Here is a 16,761-nt window from a genome sequence, read left to right as displayed (position 1 = left end):
TGTGATGGAGGCATGACTGCCACCATCTCGCGGCCGACGACCGGCAGCGACTTCGCCGCCCTGGCCCGCCGGATCAACGCCGAGGGGCTGATGCACCGACGGCCCGCCTACTACGCCGTCCGCATCGGCGTGGTCGCGCTCCTGTACGCCGGCGGCTGGGCCGCGTTCGGCCTCATCGGCGAGTCCTGGTGGCAGTTGGCCACCGCGGCGGTCCTCGCGGTGGCGTTCACCCAGCTGGCCCTCGTTTCCCACGACCTGGCCCACCGGCAGGTGTTCCGCACCAAGCGCCCCAGCGAGGTGGCCGGGCTCGTCGCCGGCAACCTGGGCATCGGGATGAGCTACGGCTGGTGGATGGACAAGCACACCCGCCACCACAACAACCCGAACCACGACGACCTCGACCCGGACGTCGCGCCCGAGGTGCTCATCTGGGCGACGGAGTCGGCGTTCGGGCGGCGCGGGCTGAAGGGCTTCATCACCCGCCACCAGGCCGGGCTGTTCTTCCCGCTGCTCTCCCTGCTCGCGATCGACCTGAAGGTGTCCAGCGTCAAGGCGCTGCGCAACGGCACCGTCAAGCGCCGCGGCCTGGAGACCGCGCTGCTGATCGTGCACGCGGTCGCGTTCGTCAGCGCGCTGCTGCTCGTGCTCTCCCCGCTGCAGGCGCTCGCGTTCCTGCTCGTGCACCAGGCGATCTTCGGGGTGTACCTCGGCATGACGTTCGCCCCGAACCACAAGGGGATGCCGCACCCGACCGGCGACGAGGACTTCCTGCGCAAGCAGGTGCTCACCTCACGCAACGTGCGCGGGGGCTGGATCGCCGACCACGCGATGGGCGGCCTGAACTACCAGATCGAGCACCACCTGTTCCCCGGCATGCCCTCGGTCAACCTGCGCAAGGCCCAGCCGATCGTCGAGGCCTACTGCGCGGAGATCGGCCTGCCCTACGCCAAGACGGGGCTCGTCGCGTCCTACCGGCAGGCGCTCGCCTTCCTGCACGAGGTCGGCGCCCCCGCCCGCGCCGAGCACCGGGCGCGCCGCGGCTAGCCCGCGAGCAGGTTGTTGCGGTCCATGAACGCGCGGAGGGTCTCGGCGTCCTCCGCGCTCATGAACGCCTTCGGGATCACGGTGGCGGGGATGCGCCCGACGTACACGATCCAGAACTCCGGCGTCTCGGTCACCCGCGACACGCCGTCCCACGCGATGCCGCCCTCCTCGGAGCCGCTGCGCATCATGATGTTGTCGTCGGTGATGTCGTAGCCGCCCTCGACCGCATACCGGCCCGAACGGCGCCTGGCCTGGAACCGGACCCAGGGCGCATACAGCATCGACAGGATCCCGCCGATGATCAGGGCGAGATAGAGCGAGTGCAGCGACCGCCCCCAGTCCGCCACCCGCTCCAGCGCGACCCCGACGACGCCCAGCCCCAGCAGCCACGCGCCGATCACGGTGAACCGGCGCAGCCGGGCCGCGCTGAGCACCGCGGCGACACGCCCCGGGTAGCCGGGATCGGCCGGCACATCGAATCGGATCTGCACCCGAGCACGCTATCAGCGGGCGGCCCAGTGGCCCGCGACAAGCACCACGCGGAAGCCGTCCGGGTCGGCGACCGTCACCCCGGCCCGGTCCCAGAACGGGTTGGCGCTGGGCACCACCGGCGCGCCCGAGCGCGCGACGAGGGCGTCGACCGCCTCGCGGGAGCCCAGGTAGAGCACCAGCAGGTCCTCCACGTGCGGGCTCGGCGGCTCCACGTGCGCGGTCGCGGTGAACTCGAGATGCGCGCCGGTGCCGGGCAGGTCCAGCATCACCCCGTCGTAACCCTCATGGTCCTCGAACCGGCCGATCTCCGGCAGGCCGAGGCCGTCGCGGTAGAAGGCCACGACCGTCTCCAACTGCGGCGTCTGGCGGGCGATGCGCACCTGCATGCCGTCCAGCCTAGCGATCGCACCGTCGCGCGACGATCACCCCGGCTTGCGGGCCACCACGCCGTAGATGCCCAGGTCGCGGCTGACGGGCCGGGCGGCCGCCGGGTCGTCGGGCCGCCAGTCGGCCACGGGCACGATCCCGGGCTCGAGGATGTCCAGGCCGCGGAGGTACCCCTCCAGCGTGGCCCGGCTCCGGGCGCGCACGTCGGTCCCGCCGGCGGCGAACATCTTCTCGTACGCCGCGATGCCCTCGGCGTCGGAGAAGTCCATCGTGCCGTGGCTGAGCACCACGTGGCTGCCGGGCGCGAGCGCGTCCACGAGCGTGCGGACGATGCCCTCGACCTGCTCGTCGTCGTGCAGGAAGTGCAGCACCGCGACGAGCAGCAGCCCGGTCGGCCGGGTCAGGTCCAGCTCGCTGCGCCGCAGGATCGCCGCCGGGTCGCGCACGTCGGCCTCGAGGTAGGCCGTGTGCCCGCGGGGGTCGCCGACGAGCAGCGCCTGGGCGTGCATCATCACGATCGGGTCGTTGTCGACGTAGACGACCCGCGACTCGGGCGCCACCGCCTGCGCGACCTCGTGCGTGTTGTCCGGGGCCGGCAACCCGGTGCCGATGTCGAGGAACTGCCGCACCCCGGCCTCGGCCACGGCCCGCACCGCACGGCGCAGGAACGCCCGGTTCGCCCGCGCCAGCTCGACGACCGCGGGGAACGCCGCGGCGATCGCGTCCCCCGACGCCCGATCGGCGGCGAAGTGGTCCTTGCCGCCGAGCCAGTAGCTGTACCGGCGCGCGGGGTGCGGCACCGACGTGTCGATCCGGGTGCTGTCCATCACCATGGAAGGTAATGGATCGCGGCCGGAGGGCGCCAGACGCTACACTGAGCGTGACGCCGCAGTCGCGGTGCTCCCGGACGAGTGGAGTCGTACCCGGCCTGCAAAGACGACCGCCCGAAAGCATGGTGTGGTTGTCATGGCTTGGCTTGTTCTCGTCGTTTCCGGCCTGTTCGAGTCCGTCTGGGCGATTGCCCTGAGCCGCTCGGCGGGCTTCTCCCGTCTCGTCCCCACCGTCGTCTTCGCCGTCGGCCTCGCGCTGAGCATGGCCGGCCTCGGCTACGCCCTGCGCACGATCCCGGTCGGCACCGGCTACGCCGTGTGGGTCGGCATCGGCGCGGCCGGCACCGCCCTGGCCGGCATGATCTTCCTCGGCGAGCCGGCCGGCGTGCTGCGCGTGCTGTCCCTGATCCTGGTCGTCGCCGGCGTCATCGGCCTCAAGATCTTCCACTAGCCTGGCAGCACCCGGTGGCACGATTGGTCGGATGCAGATCGACCTGACCGGGCGCACCGCGCTCGTCACCGGATCCACCCGCGGCATCGGCGCCGCCATCGCCGCCGGGCTCGCACGGGCCGGCGCCCGCGTCGGCGTCAACGGCCGCGGCGACGACTCGGTCGCCGCGGCCCTGGACCGGCTCGGCGACGGGGACTTCGTCGCCGTGCCCGGTGACGTCGCCACCGACGAGGGCACCCAGCGGGTGCTGGACACGCTCCCCGCCGTCGACATCCTCGTCAACAACCTCGGGATCTTCGGGGCCCGGGAGCCGCTGGAGATCACCGACGACGAGTGGCGGCGCTACTTCGAGACCAACGTGCTCTCCGCCGTACGCCTCACCCGCGCCTACCTCCCCGGGATGATCGCGGCCGGGTGGGGGCGGGTGCAGTACATCGCCAGCGACTCCGCCGTCGCCATCCCGGCCGAGATGATCCACTACGGGGTGTCGAAGACGGCGCTGCTCGGCGTCGCGCGCGGGTTCGCCAAGGCGGCCGCCGGCAGCGGGGTGACCGTCAACTCGGTGATCGCCGGGCCCACCCACACCGGCGGCGTGGAGGACTTCGTGTACGAACTCGTCGACCGCGACCTGCCCTGGGACGAGGCCCAGCGCGAGTTCATGCGCCGGCACCGGCCGCAGTCGCTGCTGCAACGGCTCATCGAGCCCGAGGAGATCGCGAACCTCGTCGTGTACCTCAGCTCACCCCTCGCCTCGGCGACCACCGGCGGCGCGGTGCGGGTCGACGGCGGATATGTCGACGCGATCCTGCCCTGACCCGAATTGTTGCGAACCGGCGCCGAGCCGCGATGCACAGAACATGGACACCAACCTGCCACCCCTGCGGGCCGTGATCTATCTGCGCGAGATGCGGTACGTCGACGAGTGCAACGACCACGCCGACCGCAGCGGCTACGACACCGTCGACACCGTGCACGACCCCGACGGCGTGCTGCTGCAGGAGCTGCTCAACCGGGCTCTCGGCGGCGAGCTCGACGTCATCGTCACCTGGGACTACGCGAGCCTCCCGCACGACACCGTCCCCCGCATCGAGCTCGTCGGGCACTCCCGGTAGCCGCGGCCGCACCGACGGCCAGGGTCACAGCGCGTTTCGCGTCCTAGGAAACCAGGTCATGGGATGCCGGAAAGGGCCCGCCGCGCACCCCGCGCGGCGGGCCCGGTATCCGGACGGCCTACGGCTGCGGCTTGTAGGTCGCCGCCGAGAAGTCGGCGGGCAGGCCGCCACCGGTCATGTCCTGCACCCACAGGCCGAAGAAGGCGCCGGTGAAGCCCCACGCCCGGGCGAGGTCGCCGTCGAACTCGCGGACGTACTCGTCCGAGAGGATCGACGCGTCGAACGGCCCCCACTCGGTTTCCCCGCACGACGCCCGCAGCGCGCCCCCGTCGAGGTCGAGCCGAAGCCGCACCGCCCCCGCGACCGGTACCGCCGGGCCGTGCAGCCGCAGCCGCCCGCGGTCGCTGGACAGCACGTCCACGACCGCGCCGAGCCGCTCGTCGAAGCCGACGCGCAGGAAGTACCAGTTGCGGCTGTTGTAGTACGCGGTGATCCCGGCCATGTGCTGGAAGTGCCCGGGCCGGAACTCGACCGTCGCCTCGAACGTGGCGCGGGCGTGCTGCACCCGCCGGGCCACGAGGCTCTCCCCCATCAGCGCGCCGGCCGAGCGGCCGCCGTGGATGCGCAGGTGGCCCGGGCGGGCCTCGGTGCTCACCCAGTCGCGGGCCGCCGGGCGGCGCAGGGTCGCCCAGTGCACGCCGAGCCCGAGCGCGGCGAAGTCGTCCGTCTCCGGCTCGTCCGGCCACGGGTGCGCGGGCAGCCGCGGGGCGGGGACCTCGTCGTGCGGCACTCCACCGTCGATCCGGGGCCAGCCCGCCTCCGTCCACGTGACGCGCTGGATCGCCGTCTCGCGGCCGAGCACGCAGCGGCCCCGTGGGCTCAGCGGCCGGCCGGTCAGGTGCGCGAAGAACCACTCACCGGCCGGGGTGTCCACGAGGCTGCCGTGGCCCGCCTTCTGCAGCGCGAGGTCGGGCCGGTGCACGGAGGTGATGAGCGGCGAGCCCGGGTCCGTCTCGTAGGGGCCGAGCAGGTCCCGCGAGCGGGCGACGGTGGCCTGGTGGAACCACTCCGTGCCGCCCTCCGCCGTGACGAGGTAGTACCAGCCGTCGCGGCGGTACACGTGCGGCCCCTCGGTCATGCCCGCCGGCGTGCCCGTGTAGATGGTGACGGGCTCGCCGACGAGCCTGCGCCCGGCCCGGTCGTACTCCTGCGCGATGATGCCGTTGGCCCACGGGTTGCCCGGGCGCCAGTCGGTCCGGTTGGACAGCAGCCAGCTGCGCCCGTCGCCGCCCTCGCCGGTGTCGTGGAACAGCGACGGGTCGAAGCCCTGCGCGTGCAGCGGCACCGGGTCGGACCACGGCCCCTCGATGGAGGGCGCGGTGACCAGGAAGTTGGGCGTGTCCCAGAAGCCCGAGTAGGACTTCACGTCGGTGTAGACGAGGTGGAACAGGCCGTCCGCATAGGACAGGCAGGGCGCCCAGATGCCGCCGGAGTCGGGATCGCCGGTCATGTCGAGCAGGCGCAGGCTGTCCAGCGCCCCGCCGATCGGCCGCCAGTGCACCAGGTCCCGGGAGTGGTGCAGGCGGACCCCGGGGTACCACTCGAAGGTCGAGGTGGCGAGGTAGTAGTCGTCGCCGGCCCGCAGGATGGACGGGTCCGGGTGGAATCCGGGCAGCACCGGGTTCACGATGTTCACAGTGGTTCCCATTCTTCTTGCTACTTGCCGAATCCGGCGGCGAGCCCGCTGAGCAGGTGACGGCGGCCGAACAGGTACAGCGCCAGCACCGGCACGGCGGAGAGCACGACCGCGGCCATCAGCCCCGGGACGTTGGTGCCGTACTGGTTCTGGAAGTTCCACAGCCCCAGCGGCAGGACCCGCTGCTCCTCGCTCTGGGTGAGCACCAGCGGGAAGAGGAACCCGTTCCAGGCGCCCAGGCCGACGAAGATGCCGACGCTGGTCAGCCCGGGCCGGGCCAGCGGCAGCACCAGGCGGCCGAAGATGCGCCCGGCGGTGGCGCCGTCGACCGTCATCGCCTCGTAGAGCTCGCCCGGGATGTCCCGCAGCGAACTGGTGAGCACCACGATCGCGATCGGCAGCGAGAAGGCCGCGGTGGGCAGGATGATCGCGGTCAGGGTGTCGTACATGTGCAGGCGCGTGATGATGAGGTAGATCGGCACGATCACGGCCTGCGCCGGCACCGCGAGGCCGAGCAGGAACATGGTGAACGCCGCGCGGATCGTGCGGTTGGGGGTGCGCACGATGGCGTACGCGGCCGGCAGCGCGACCGCCAGCACCAGCAGGACGGTGCCGAACGCCACCACGAGGCTGTTGAACAGGAACGTCGGAAAGCCGAGGTCCCACAGGTCGGCGAAGTTGCCGAGGGTCAGGTCGCGCGGCAGGTCCAGCGGGCCCGCGTCGATGTAGGACTCCTGGGTGCGGAAGCCCGTGATGACGATGTAGTAGACGGGCACGGCGACGATGACGAGCCAGATCGCCGCGGCGATGCCGGCGGGCCAGTTCCAGCGCTGCCGCTGCCGTGCCGACGGCGACGAATGTCCATGCTGGACTCTCGGCCGATCGAGCATCTGGATGCTCATCACGCACCTTCCCGGTCACTGGTCATCCGGTGGTAGCCGGTGGAGCGGACGACGACGATGGACAGCGCGGTGCCGAGGACCACGAGCAGCACCGCCAGGGCGCTGGCGTAGCCCATGTCGAAGCCGACGAAGCCCTTGATGTACATGTGCAGCGGCAGGACGCGGGTCGCCGTGCCGGGGCCGCCGTTCGTCGTCAGCAGGATCATCTCGAAGTAGGTCAGCGAGCCGACCAGCATCAGCACCGACGAGGCGATGATGGTGTTGCGCAGCTGGGGCAGCGTGATGGACAGGAACTGCCGCAGGCCGGTGGCCCCGTCCAGCGCCGCTGCCTCGTAGAGCGACCGGGGGATCTGGCGGGTCGCCGACTGGTACAGCAGCGTGTGGAAGGGCACGAACTGCCACGCGATGATGAACGCGATGACGTACAGCGCCCGGTCGGGGTCACCGAGGAAGTTGCCGTCGCCGATCTTCTCGGCCAGGCCGAAGTTGGGGTCGAGCAGCGCCACGAAGGTGACCGCGATCGCGGCCGTGGACAGCAGCAGCGGCAGGAAGAACAGGCTCGACAGCACCGCCCGGCTGCGCTGCGGCCCGGCCGCCCACACCCCGATGAGCAGGGCGAGGGGCGTCTGCAGCAGCCACGAGACGATGGTCAGCAGCACCGTGCGCCCGGCCGAGCCGAACAGTTCGGTGTCGTCGCCCAGCGCGGCCCAGTTCGACATGCCGGTCCACACCGGGTCGCCCAGGCCGTTCCACTTGGTGAAGCTGAGGTACACGACCGCGAGGACCGGCAGGATGCCGAACGCGGCGAAGAAGACGACCGCCGGCGCGGCCCAGATGACTCCGGGCCGAGCCGACTTGTTCGGGCCGAACGCCTTTGCTGTCGTCATTTCGCCTTGGCCATGTTGGCCACGAACGCGTCGGGGGTGATGTCGCCGAGGAACAGCTTCTGCAGGTTCGTGAGCAGCTCCGCGCCGACCGACGGGCTCAGCGCCTGGTCCCAGGACTGGGTGAAGCTCGGCGCGTCGGCCACCAGGTTGTAGGTGAACGTGGTGAAGTCCGCGTTGGGCTTGCTCTTCAGGGTGTCGCCGACCCCCTTGACCGCGGGGACCTGCCCGGCGTCGATGAGGCCGTTGATGTACTGCTCCGAGGCGAGCGACTCGATGAGGAAGTCCGCCGCCTGCTCCTTGCCCTTGGACGCCGAGTTCACCGAGTAGTAGTTGCTCGGGTTGCCCACGATCGACTTCGGGTCGCCGGAGCCGCCCTCGTAGGTCGGGAAGGGCACCACGCCGAGCTTGCCATCGGTGATGAAGGCGGCGTTGGCCTGCTGCTGCACCGAGAAGTCCCAGGTGCCCATGAGGTGCATCGCGGCCTTGCCGGTGGCCAGCAGCTTCGAGGCGCCCTGGTTGTCGTAGTTGACGCTGGCGAAGTTGGTGCCGAAGGCGCCCCGCTTGGCCAGGGCCTGGATCTCGCCCAGCGACTTCACGACGGCCGGGTCGGCCCAGGCGCCGTCCTTGCCCTCCGCGATCGCCTTGAACTTGTCGGCGCCGCCGATGCGGTCGAGCATGTACTCCAGCCACATGAGCTCGGTCCAGCCCTGCGAGCCGGCGAGCGCGATCGGCGTGACGCCCTTGGACTTGAAGGTGTCGACCAGCGCCAGCAGGTCCGCGTAGGTCTTCGGCGGCTGGACGCCCGCCTGGCTGAAGACCTCCTTGTTGTAGAACAGCACCACGGGGAGCACACCGAGCATCGGCAGGCCGTACTGCTTGCCGTCGACCTTGCCGACGTCCATGACGCTCGGCAGGAACTTGTCCTTGAGCTCCGGGTTCTTGCCGAGCAGGTCGTCGAGCGGCTCGACCTGGCCCGCCTTCACGAACTGGGCGAGGTTGCCGCCGCCCCAGTTGAAGAACACGTCCGGCGCCTGCGGGGAGCCCATGGCGACCTGCAGCTTCTGCTTGTAGGCGTCGTTGACGTACGTGACCAGCTTGACCTTGCTGTTGCTGGCCTTGTTGTACGCGTCGATGCTCTTGGTGGCGATCGGGTTCACGGCCGCGTCCTGGATCGCCCAGACCTGGATGTCCCCGCCGCCCGAGGCGGTCTCGGTGCCGGGGCCGGCGGAGCCGCAGGCGGTGAGCGAAACAGCGAGGCTGGCGGCGATGACTCCGCGTAACAACGCAGAAGTGCGCATGCGCCATCTGTCCTTTCGAGAAACATTTCGAAAACGGGGGTGTGGGGTGTACGGTGCCGATCACAAAGCACCCCCGGCGCAGCGGCAACGGTTTTCGAAACTCAGGTGAGGTCATGACGCTGAACGGCAGGCCCACGATGGCGGAGATCGCGCGGGAGGCGCGGGTCGCCGTCTCGACGGTTTCGAAGGTCCTCAACGGGCACACGGATGTTTCGGCGAAGACCCGCCAGACCGTGGAGCGGCTGCTGGCCGAGCGCGGCTACCAGCGGCCCCGCGCGGCCAAGAACGGGCGGCGGCGCCGCACCGACCTCATCGACCTCGTCATCAACGAGCTCGACAGCGTGTGGGGGCTGTCGATCCTCACCGGCGTCGAGGAGGTCGTCGAGGAGGCCGGGCTGGGCCTGGTCGTCTCGGCCGTGCACAACCGGCAGTCGCTGACCCGCCGCTGGGTCGAGTCGCTGCTCGCGCGCGGCTCCGAGGGCGCCATCCTCGTCCTGTCCGAGCTGGCCGAACGCCAGCACGAGGACCTGCGCCGGCGCAACCTGCCGTTCGTCATCATCGATGCCGTCAACCAGCCGCCGCCGGGCACGCCGTCCATCGGCGCGACGAACTTCGCGGGCGGCTACGCGGCGGCCGAGCACCTGGCGTCGCTCGGGCACCGGCGCATCGCCGCGATCGGCGGGCACGAGCAGTTCCAGTGCACCCGGGCGCGCATCGCCGGGTATCGCGCGGCGCTGGAGTCCGCCGGGCTGCCGGTGGATCGGCAGCTGGTGCGGTACGGAAACTTTCACCACGACGGCGGGCTGCGCGCGGCCGAGTCGCTGCTCGCCCTCCCGGACCCGCCGACCGCCGTGTTCGCCGGCTCGGACCAGCAGGCGACCGGGGTCTACGAGGCGGTCCGCCGGGCCGGGCTCACCATCCCCGGCGACGTCAGCGTGGTCGGGTTCGACGACCTGAACTTCGCCCAGTGGACCGCGCCGCCGCTGACGACCGTGCGCCAGCCGCTGCACGAGATGGGCGTGGCCGCCGCACGCACGCTGCTACGGATTGTGAACGGCGAGCGGATCGAATCGCCACGCATTGAACTCGCCACGGAGCTGATTGTGCGCGAAAGTACCGCTCCGGCTGTCACAATCTAGACGTAACACTCCGTTCAGCATTTCTTCAGGTTCCGTCTGCGACCTTGAGCGACTTGATTGGCCGCACGGGGGAGGGACCGCATGGCGGTGAAAGCGCGCCGGTCGCTGCTGCTGGCCGGCGCGGTCGGATTCGTGGCGTGGTCGGCCGTGCACCTGGGCGAGCTCGGTGCCTCGTGGTCCCAGGCGTGGCGGATGATCGCGCACCTCGGCTGGCGCTGGCCGTTGTTCCTGGGCGTGGTGTGGCTGCTGGGCCTGGTGGTGCACACCTCGGTGCTCACCGCGTCGCTGCCCGGCCTGTCACACCGCCGCGCGCTGACGCTGAACCTGTCCGGCAGCGCCGTGTCGAACGTGCTGCCGCTGGGCGGGGTGGCCGGCACCGTGCTCAACCTCGGGATGGTCCGTGGCTGGGGGCACACCGGCCTCGAGTTCGCCCGGTTCGTCGTGGTGTCCAAGGCGTGGGACCTCATCGCCAAGCTCTTCATGCCACTGGTGGCCGTTGGGGTACTCCTGGCCGCCGACACGACCCCCGTCGGCCACGGCGCGCTCTGGCTGCTGTGCGCGCTGACCTGTGCGCTCGCCGGCGTGCTGGTCACGGCCGCCCTGCTGGGCCGGGCCGGTCCCCTGCTGCGCCTGGTCGCCTGGTCCGAGCGCGTGTGGGGCCGCATTCGTCGATCGAAAGACCCCCTGGGCTGGACGAAGGCCACCACCGAGCTGCTCGACGGCACCGACAGCCTCGTCCGCCGCCGCTGGGCGGAGCTGAGCTGGGGCATGGCGGGCTACTGGGTCCTGCAGGGCGCGCTGCTGTGGCTCAGTTTCGTCGCCATTCACGTGTACCTCCCCTGGCCCGTCATCCTCGCCGGGCTCGTCGCGGAGCGCCTCCTGACCCTCGCCGCCATCACCCCCGGCGGCGCGGGCGTGGTCGAGGCGGGCACCATCGCGGTCATCATCGCCCTTGGCGCCGACCCCACCGGGGCCCTGGCCGGGGTGCTGCTGTACCGCGCGTTCGTCTTCGTAGCCGAGATCCCCGTCGGCGGGATCGCCACCGCGCTGTGGCTGCTCGGCCGGCGCACCGCGTAGCCCCCTTGACGAAAGACTTGCCGTAGATGCGCATAGCCCATGTCACCGACGTCTACCTCCCCCGCCTGGGCGGCGTCGAGCTGCAGGTGCACGACCTGGCCCTGCGCCAGTCGCGCCTGGGCCACTCGACGATGGTCCTGACGACGACGGCCCCTTCCCTGTTCCAGGACGACGTTCCGACGCTGCGCATCACCGGCATCGGCGCCGGCCCCTACCGCCGCTTCGGTGGCGAGGCCCTCGGCGCCACGCTGCGGGCGAACGGCATCGAGGCGGTCCACGCCCACGTCTCGGCCTTCTCGCCGCTGGCCTGGACGGCGGCCCGGTCGGCGGCGACGACGGGCCTGCCGACGGTCGTGTCGGTGCACTCGATGTGGCACGACATCCTTCCCCTGGTACGACGCTTCGCCCGCACGCTCGACGCCGCCTCGTGGCCGGTGCAGTGGGCGGCGGTCTCCAGCGCCGCCGCCGGGGCCGTGCGCGAGGCCCTGGACGGCACCCCGGTGGCCGTGCTGCCCAACGGCATCGACCCGGCCGCCTGGCTCCTGCCGCCCGCTCCCCCCGCGTCGGCGATCCCGACGTTCATCTCGGTGATGCGCATGGTGCGCCGCAAGCGCCCCCGCGCCCTGCTGCGCACCCTCCTCGCCCTGCGCGAGACGAACCCGAACTTCCGCGCGATCCTCGTCGGCGACGGCCCGCTCCTGCCCCGCCTGCGGCGCGCCACACCCGTCTGCCCCGAGATCACCTTCACCGGGGCACTCAACCGCACCTCGATCCGCTCGCTGCTCGCCTCGGCGGACGTGTACATCGCTCCGGCCCCCCGCGAGTCGTTCGGCATCGCGGCCCTGGAGGCGCGCAGCGCGGGCCTGCCGGTGGTGGCGAGGGCCGGCAGCGGGGTGGCGGACTTCATCCAGCACGGCGTCGAGGGCTGGCTGGTCCACTCGGACGTCGAGCTGCAGAACACGCTGTCGTCGCTGCTGGACGATCCGTCACGGGTCGCCGCGGTGTCGGCCCACAACCGGGCGGTGGCACCGTGCGTACGGTGGGACACCGTGCTGGACGCGGCCGACGAGCTGTACGCGCGCGCCGCGTCGTTCCTGGGCCGACGGGCGCATGCGTAGGTACACGCTCGTCTCGTTCCACGCCCACCCCGACGACGAGACCCTGCTGACCGGCGGCACCCTGGCCCGGGCCGCCGCGGAGGGCCACCGCGTCGTGCTCGTGACCGCGACCCTGGGCGAGGCGGGCCTGGCTTCTTTGAGTGCCGATCTGGGCTCTCGCCGCCACGCGGAGCTGATGGCGGCCTCCACCGCGCTCGGCTGCGCGCGGGTCGAGACGCTGGGGTATGCGGATTCGGGACTGGCCGGCGGCGGCTTCGCGTCCGTGCCCGTGGACGAGGCGGCCGCCCGGCTGGCGGCGATCCTGACCTCGGAGCGGGCGGACGTCCTGACCGGCTACGACGCGAACGGCGGCTACGGGCACCCGGATCACCTGCAGGTCCATCGGGTGGCCCGGGCGGCGGCGGCGTTGACCGGAACTCCGCTGCTCGAGGCAACCGTGGACCGCTCGTCGCTGCGCGCGCTGCTGGCCGTGCTGCGCGTGGCCGGGCGCTTCCTGCCGTCCCTGCCCTTCGGCGACTCGTCCCGCGTCTTCACGGCACGCGAGGACATCACGCACGTGGTGGACGTCCGGCGCTACGAAGACGCGAAGCGCGCGGCCATGAAGGCCCACGCGTCGCAGTCCGAGGGCGGCTCCGGCGTTCGGACCCTGGCCCTGCTGTCGCGCTTGCCGGGCCCTGTGTTCCGCGCGGTCTGCGGCCGCGAGTGGTTCACCGCGCCCGGCCACGACCCCGGCCAACCCCACTCGGGCGACATCTTCAGCACAGCACGCGACCGTGAGGCCAGGTAGCGGGCTGTCATTGCTGGACCTGTACGGTCACGCCGGCGGTGGCGCGGTCCGCGATGGCCACGGTGCCGTCGGACATCGCGGCCATCCACGACAGTTTCGCCGGGCCCGGGGGCGTGGTCGCGGGCACGTCGAGGCGCATCTCGTACGTCTGGCTGCTGTGCCGGGCAATGCTCTTCGTGGTGCAGTTGAGGCGGTACGTGCCCCGGGCGTCGCCGAGGGTCTGGCGGTAGACGGGGCACGGGTCGAGCCCGAAGGCGCGCGGGAACGTGTTCGTGATGGTCACCCGGTAGACGAGGGTCGTGCCGCGCCGGACCGTCGCCGGGGCGGTCATGGTGGCCGTGAGCGGGGCGTTGAGCAGGGGCGCCTGGTAGTACCACGGACTCACCGCGAAACCGCAGCCCGGCTCGGCGGTGATGCCCGGCACCGCGACCCGGGCCGTGCCGATGGACACGGCGAGCGCGCCGCCGGGCGACGGCTCCCCGGCGCGGCACGGGGTCACCGCGATGTCCACGCGCGCCGGCTCGCCCGGGTCGACCGTCGCCGGCTGCCGGACGCCGTCGGCCCGGGGCGCCAGCGTGCCGGCGGGCACGGCGGTGCCGCCGGCGGTGAGCTGTGGGGTGCCGCTCAGGGTGCAGCGGCCGGAGTGCTGGCTGGGGACGAGCATCGTGTACGTCCTGGTGCCGTCCGCCCCCGTCGTGGTGCCGTCGAGCCAGGGCGGGGCGGTGAAGTCGGACTCGGCGCAGGGGGCCGAGTCCGGGCGGGGGCTGGTGCGGGCCAGGCTCGGCAGGGTCGCCGGGGTGCCGGTCCAGGTTCGGCAGCGCCACGATCGCCCGCCACAGCTGCTCGTCCGGCGGCTCGGCGTCGAGGTGCACGACCTCGGGGGCGGTGTCGGTGAGCCGCTCGCGCCGCAGGGCGCGCACCCGGTTGAGGTACCGGTTGACGATGACCCGCCGCACGTACGCGCCCGGGTCCTCGTGCTTGCGCACGCGCCGCCAGGCCATGCCGGTCCGCTCGAGCGCGTCCTGCACGAGGTCGGCCGCGAGGTGCGCGTCGCCGCTCAGCAGGCAGGCGAATCGCAGCAGCTCACGGTGTCGGTCCCGCACGTAGTCCTCGAACGAGGGCGGGGCGTCCCAGCTCGGCATGATCCATGGACACCGTACCGCCGCGAAAGGTTGCTTCTCAGGCAGAACCCGTCGTCGCCACGTTCCTGAGGCGGGGCAGCAGCCACGGCGCGATGACCTGCTTGACGCCCTCGGGCGTGAAGTGCAGCCCGTCGCTGCGCACCTTGAGCCCGTTGACGTTCCAGGTGAACGCGCCGCCGGGGCAGACGATCCCTTCAGGTCCAGGACGATCGGATGGTGCGGGTGCGCTCCGGCGAAGCGTCACCGCGACGGCCAGCCCCAGCGCGCACACGGCCGCGGCGGCCGCCGGCGCGCGGCCGCCGGCCAGCACCGCCAGCCCGCAGCCGAGCAGGAGGGCTGCGGCCCGGCTGTCGGTGCCGTAGTACGCGCGGCCCGGGTCGACGTCGGGGTGGTACCAGTGCGCGCAGAGCCAGGCCGCCATCGCCGTGCCGGACGCGCAGGCGGTGAGCAGGGCCGCCTTCGATTCGCGGGTCTTGAGCAGCGCGATGACGAGCAGCGGCCAGAGCAGGTAGAACTGCTCCTCGATGCCGAGCGACCAGGTGTGCTGCAGCGGCGAGGGCGGCGCGGTGGCCGCGAAGTAGTCGCCGCCGCGGAAGATCATGCGCCAGTTGGCCACGTAGAGCAGCGCCGCGAGCGAGTCCCACCGCAGCGCCGTGACCTCGGGCGCGGGCCGCACCGTCCGGCCGACGACCACCACGGCGACGACGACCACGAGCAGCGCGGGCAGCAGCCTGCGCGCCCGCCGCCCCCAGAACGCGGCCAGGGCGATTCCCCCGGTGGTGCGCATTTCGTGCAGCAACCGCCCGGTGATGAGATATCCGGACAGGACGAAGAACGCGTCGACGCCGAGGAACCCGCCGGGCAGCCAGCCGGGCTGCGCGTGGAACACGACGACGGCGAGCACCGCGAGCGCGCGCACCCCGTCGAGGGCCGGGAGATAGGCCCATCCACCAGCCTTTTCTCCGGCCACCGCGCGATCGTAGATCGACTCCGCGCGTTTGGGACTCCGCGGAACGGCCCGCTTGTCACGGACTGGTGCAGGTCAGGGCGGGCGTCGCGGCGTTGCCCCCGCCGAGGAAGCCGAACTGCGTCGACGCACGGGCGCCGAGTGCCCCGTTGTAGTCGGCGTTGCGCACGGTGTAGGTGGGAGGGGAACCGCTGAGGGTGCCGTTCCACAGCTGCGTCACGGTCACGCCGCTCGGGAAGGTCATCTTCACCGTCCACGCGCTGATGGCCGCGCTGCCGGCGGTGACCGTCACGGTGCCCTGGAAGCCGCCCTGCCAGGAGCCGGCCTGCGTGTACGCGGCGGTGCAGGCGCCGCTCGTGCCGGTCGGCCCGGCCGTGGTGGGTTTGGCGGAGGTCGGCTGGGCGGAGGTCGGTCTCGTGGAGGTGGGCGGTGCGCTCGTCGGCGTCGCGGTACCGTCGACGGCCGTCCAATGGTCGTTGGCGTGCGATGTTGAACTTCAGCGCCGGGCAGTCGAAGCTCGACCCGGACGGCGGGGCGCCGAGGCTGGAGTTGGCGCTGGACGCCGCGACCCATGCCCCGTTCTGGCTCACCTGAACGCTGCTGGCCTCGAACACCTTGCCGTTGCCGTCGGCGCAGTAGTATCCGGCCCCGGTCGAGGGGTTGATCGTCGTGTAGATCTCGAAGAAGTCCCACGTGCTGCCGGGGATGTCCTTGGTGCCGGACGTCGCGTAGAACGTGTCCCAGGCCTGGGTGGTGGCGTTGAGCAGGTACACCGTCCAGGCATTGTTCGCGGCCGAGGTCTGGACCTCGCGCATGGTGTACGCGGCCTGCCCGTTCACCGTCGTGGTGTAGGTGGCGCGGAACGCCGCGTCCATCTTCACGACCTTGCCGATGGTGTCCCGCCCGCCGCACCAGTCCCAGGCCCACAGCAGCGGCCCCGTGTCCGTGTACGCCGTCGTCATCTCGGTGCAGGCCCCGCCGGGCGGCAGCGCGGTCGGCGCGTAGATGACGTCGCCGCCGTGCGTGGTGATGTTCTGGACGCTGTGGGTGGCCTGCAGGCCGGTCGAGGCCCGGTCGTTGAACCAGATGCCCCACGCGTCGTGCAGGTCCTCGTCGAGCGCCGCCGCGGACGTGCCGGCCGTCTCGGCCGCCCGGCGGCTGATCCGGTCGGCCGTGACCTGGCGGAACCGATCGGCGGCACCCCCGGCGAGGCGCAGCGCCGCGGCGCCGCTCACGCCGGGCACCTCACGGGCGGCGTGGTCGCCGGTGGCGGCCATCGCGGTGCCGGCCGCGAACGGCCCGACCACCGCCAGGGCCAGGGCGGTGCGCAGGAGATGGCGCAGACCTCGACGGCTCATCGGCTCACTCCGCTCAGATGGGAGGTACCAATCCGAGCGGACCGTAGGACCATGCATCGAAGCGCGTCAACGAA

The 16,761-nt window shown here is 71.9% G+C and carries 18 protein-coding genes, 2 pseudogenes and 1 riboswitch; of the genes and pseudogenes, 9 read left to right on the top strand and 11 right to left on the bottom strand.

Going from position 1 to position 16,761, the window contains the following annotated elements:
* Positions 1 to 12 precede the first annotated feature (12 nt).
* Complete coding sequence (locus ABT369_RS01645; RefSeq protein ID WP_350609509.1) at positions 13 to 1,044, top strand: fatty acid desaturase family protein; 1,032 nt, start codon at positions 13 to 15, stop codon at positions 1,042 to 1,044.
* Here the strand turns inward: ABT369_RS01645 and ABT369_RS01640 are convergent.
* From ABT369_RS01640 to ABT369_RS01630, 3 genes are read right to left on the bottom strand one after another with little or no spacing between them, the layout of a single operon-like run.
* Positions 1,041 to 1,535: a YcxB family protein gene (locus ABT369_RS01640; RefSeq protein WP_350609507.1), complete on the bottom strand. Its 495-nt coding sequence runs from the start codon at positions 1,533 to 1,535 to the stop codon at positions 1,041 to 1,043. The two genes, ABT369_RS01645 and ABT369_RS01640, sit on opposite strands and share 4 nt — an antisense overlap.
* A gap of 12 nt (positions 1,536 to 1,547) precedes the next feature.
* Positions 1,548 to 1,922 (bottom strand): VOC family protein, encoded by a 375-nt coding sequence (locus ABT369_RS01635; RefSeq protein ID WP_350609505.1) that lies wholly within the window; start codon positions 1,920 to 1,922, stop codon positions 1,548 to 1,550.
* 36 nt (positions 1,923 to 1,958) lie between these two features.
* The gene (locus ABT369_RS01630; protein ID WP_350609503.1) at positions 1,959 to 2,750 is read right to left on the bottom strand and encodes an SAM-dependent methyltransferase; all 792 of its coding nucleotides are present in this window, start codon (positions 2,748 to 2,750) and stop codon (positions 1,959 to 1,961) included.
* A gap of 52 nt (positions 2,751 to 2,802) precedes the next feature.
* Positions 2,803 to 2,868: riboswitch (guanidine-III (ykkC-III) riboswitch) on the top strand.
* A gap of 21 nt (positions 2,869 to 2,889) precedes the next feature.
* On the opposite strand from ABT369_RS01630, the gene ABT369_RS01625 reads away from it, so the two are divergent.
* The 3 genes from ABT369_RS01625 to ABT369_RS01615 are packed head-to-tail and all read left to right on the top strand — an operon-like array spanning position 2,890 to position 4,316.
* Positions 2,890 to 3,204, top strand: a complete 315-nt coding sequence (locus ABT369_RS01625; RefSeq protein ID WP_350609501.1) for a DMT family transporter — start codon at positions 2,890 to 2,892, stop codon at positions 3,202 to 3,204.
* A 31-nt stretch (positions 3,205 to 3,235) separates the two neighbouring features.
* The gene (locus ABT369_RS01620) at positions 3,236 to 4,018 is read left to right on the top strand and encodes an SDR family NAD(P)-dependent oxidoreductase (RefSeq protein WP_350609499.1); all 783 of its coding nucleotides are present in this window, start codon (positions 3,236 to 3,238) and stop codon (positions 4,016 to 4,018) included.
* A 43-nt stretch (positions 4,019 to 4,061) separates the two neighbouring features.
* Positions 4,062 to 4,316, top strand: coding sequence for a hypothetical protein (locus ABT369_RS01615; protein WP_350609497.1), 255 nt, complete (start codon positions 4,062 to 4,064; stop codon positions 4,314 to 4,316).
* A 118-nt stretch (positions 4,317 to 4,434) separates the two neighbouring features.
* On the opposite strand, the gene ABT369_RS01610 is transcribed toward ABT369_RS01615, so the two are convergent.
* Genes ABT369_RS01610 through ABT369_RS01595 form a run of 4 tightly spaced genes read right to left on the bottom strand, consistent with a single transcriptional unit; the run spans position 4,435 to position 9,099 of the window.
* Positions 4,435 to 6,024 carry a glycoside hydrolase family 43 protein gene (locus ABT369_RS01610; protein ID WP_350609495.1) on the bottom strand — a complete coding sequence of 530 codons (1,590 nt, stop codon included), beginning with the start codon at positions 6,022 to 6,024 and terminating at the stop codon, positions 4,435 to 4,437.
* Between the two features lie 8 nt (positions 6,025 to 6,032).
* On the bottom strand, positions 6,033 to 6,914 hold the full coding sequence (locus ABT369_RS01605; protein WP_350609493.1) for a carbohydrate ABC transporter permease: 882 nt from the start codon (positions 6,912 to 6,914) through the stop codon (positions 6,033 to 6,035).
* Positions 6,914 to 7,801, bottom strand: a complete 888-nt coding sequence (locus ABT369_RS01600) for a carbohydrate ABC transporter permease (protein ID WP_350609491.1) — start codon at positions 7,799 to 7,801, stop codon at positions 6,914 to 6,916. Before ABT369_RS01600 ends, ABT369_RS01605 begins: the two co-directional genes overlap by 1 nt.
* Positions 7,798 to 9,099: an ABC transporter substrate-binding protein gene (locus ABT369_RS01595; protein WP_350609489.1), complete on the bottom strand. Its 1,302-nt coding sequence runs from the start codon at positions 9,097 to 9,099 to the stop codon at positions 7,798 to 7,800. Before ABT369_RS01595 ends, ABT369_RS01600 begins: the two co-directional genes overlap by 4 nt.
* Positions 9,100 to 9,212: 113 nt before the next feature.
* Between ABT369_RS01595 and ABT369_RS01590 the strand changes: the two genes are divergently transcribed.
* The 4 genes from ABT369_RS01590 to ABT369_RS01575 all read left to right on the top strand — a co-directional run bounded on the left by ABT369_RS01590 (position 9,213) and on the right by ABT369_RS01575 (position 13,220).
* Positions 9,213 to 10,238, top strand: a complete 1,026-nt coding sequence (locus tag ABT369_RS01590; RefSeq protein ID WP_350609487.1) for a LacI family DNA-binding transcriptional regulator — start codon at positions 9,213 to 9,215, stop codon at positions 10,236 to 10,238.
* 81 nt (positions 10,239 to 10,319) lie between these two features.
* Positions 10,320 to 11,315, top strand: coding sequence for a lysylphosphatidylglycerol synthase transmembrane domain-containing protein (locus ABT369_RS01585; RefSeq protein WP_350609485.1), 996 nt, complete (start codon positions 10,320 to 10,322; stop codon positions 11,313 to 11,315).
* 26 nt (positions 11,316 to 11,341) lie between these two features.
* Entirely contained in the window at positions 11,342 to 12,433 is a 1,092-nt protein-coding gene (locus tag ABT369_RS01580) for a glycosyltransferase family 4 protein (RefSeq protein ID WP_350609483.1), read from the top strand.
* A complete protein-coding gene (locus ABT369_RS01575; RefSeq protein WP_350609481.1) occupies positions 12,426 to 13,220 on the top strand; it encodes a PIG-L family deacetylase in 795 nt (264 codons plus the stop codon). Before ABT369_RS01580 ends, ABT369_RS01575 begins: the two co-directional genes overlap by 8 nt.
* A 7-nt stretch (positions 13,221 to 13,227) precedes the next feature.
* Here ABT369_RS01575 and ABT369_RS01570 read toward each other — a convergent pair whose 3' ends face one another.
* From ABT369_RS01570 to ABT369_RS01555, 4 genes and pseudogenes are all read right to left on the bottom strand, one after another.
* On the bottom strand, positions 13,228 to 13,884 hold the full coding sequence (locus ABT369_RS01570) for a hypothetical protein (protein WP_350609479.1): 657 nt from the start codon (positions 13,882 to 13,884) through the stop codon (positions 13,228 to 13,230).
* Between the two features lie 298 nt (positions 13,885 to 14,182).
* Positions 14,183 to 14,362: pseudogene (locus tag ABT369_RS01565) on the bottom strand (SigE family RNA polymerase sigma factor); the annotation flags it as partial.
* A gap of 37 nt (positions 14,363 to 14,399) precedes the next feature.
* The gene (locus ABT369_RS01560; protein WP_350609477.1) at positions 14,400 to 15,332 is read right to left on the bottom strand and encodes an acyltransferase family protein; all 933 of its coding nucleotides are present in this window, start codon (positions 15,330 to 15,332) and stop codon (positions 14,400 to 14,402) included.
* A gap of 55 nt (positions 15,333 to 15,387) precedes the next feature.
* Positions 15,388 to 15,663: pseudogene (locus tag ABT369_RS01555) on the bottom strand (cellulose binding domain-containing protein); the annotation flags it as partial.
* A 518-nt stretch (positions 15,664 to 16,181) separates the two neighbouring features.
* Here ABT369_RS01555 and ABT369_RS01550 point away from each other — a divergent pair.
* Positions 16,182 to 16,334 (top strand): hypothetical protein, encoded by a 153-nt coding sequence (locus ABT369_RS01550; RefSeq protein ID WP_350609475.1) that lies wholly within the window; start codon positions 16,182 to 16,184, stop codon positions 16,332 to 16,334.
* Positions 16,335 to 16,761 lie beyond the last annotated feature (427 nt).

This window comes from Dactylosporangium sp. NPDC000244, from assembly GCF_040300725.1.
GTDB lineage: Bacteria > Actinomycetota > Actinomycetes > Mycobacteriales > Micromonosporaceae > Dactylosporangium.
This window is presented reverse-complemented; position numbering and strand designations above follow the sequence as displayed.

Bases quoted from the DNA above. Each gene is read 5' to 3' on its own strand.
- ABT369_RS01645 (WP_350609509.1), top strand. From the start codon at position 13: ATGACTGCCACCATCTCGCGGCCGACGACCGGCAGCGACTTCGCCGCC.
- ABT369_RS01635 (WP_350609505.1), bottom strand. From the start codon at position 1,922: ATGCAGGTGCGCATCGCCCGCCAGACGCCGCAGTTGGAGACGGTCGTG.
- ABT369_RS01630 (WP_350609503.1), bottom strand. From the start codon at position 2,750: ATGGACAGCACCCGGATCGACACGTCGGTGCCGCACCCCGCGCGCCGG.
- ABT369_RS01625 (WP_350609501.1), top strand. From the start codon at position 2,890: ATGGCTTGGCTTGTTCTCGTCGTTTCCGGCCTGTTCGAGTCCGTCTGG.
- ABT369_RS01620 (WP_350609499.1), top strand. From the start codon at position 3,236: ATGCAGATCGACCTGACCGGGCGCACCGCGCTCGTCACCGGATCCACC.
- ABT369_RS01615 (WP_350609497.1), top strand. From the start codon at position 4,062: ATGGACACCAACCTGCCACCCCTGCGGGCCGTGATCTATCTGCGCGAG.
- ABT369_RS01610 (WP_350609495.1), bottom strand. From the start codon at position 6,024: ATGGGAACCACTGTGAACATCGTGAACCCGGTGCTGCCCGGATTCCAC.
- ABT369_RS01605 (WP_350609493.1), bottom strand. From the start codon at position 6,914: ATGAGCATCCAGATGCTCGATCGGCCGAGAGTCCAGCATGGACATTCG.
- ABT369_RS01600 (WP_350609491.1), bottom strand. From the start codon at position 7,801: ATGACGACAGCAAAGGCGTTCGGCCCGAACAAGTCGGCTCGGCCCGGA.
- ABT369_RS01595 (WP_350609489.1), bottom strand. From the start codon at position 9,099: ATGCGCACTTCTGCGTTGTTACGCGGAGTCATCGCCGCCAGCCTCGCT.
- ABT369_RS01590 (WP_350609487.1), top strand. From the start codon at position 9,213: ATGACGCTGAACGGCAGGCCCACGATGGCGGAGATCGCGCGGGAGGCG.
- ABT369_RS01585 (WP_350609485.1), top strand. From the start codon at position 10,320: ATGGCGGTGAAAGCGCGCCGGTCGCTGCTGCTGGCCGGCGCGGTCGGA.
- ABT369_RS01580 (WP_350609483.1), top strand. From the start codon at position 11,342: ATGCGCATAGCCCATGTCACCGACGTCTACCTCCCCCGCCTGGGCGGC.
- ABT369_RS01575 (WP_350609481.1), top strand. From the start codon at position 12,426: ATGCGTAGGTACACGCTCGTCTCGTTCCACGCCCACCCCGACGACGAG.
- ABT369_RS01570 (WP_350609479.1), bottom strand. From the start codon at position 13,884: ATGCTCGTCCCCAGCCAGCACTCCGGCCGCTGCACCCTGAGCGGCACC.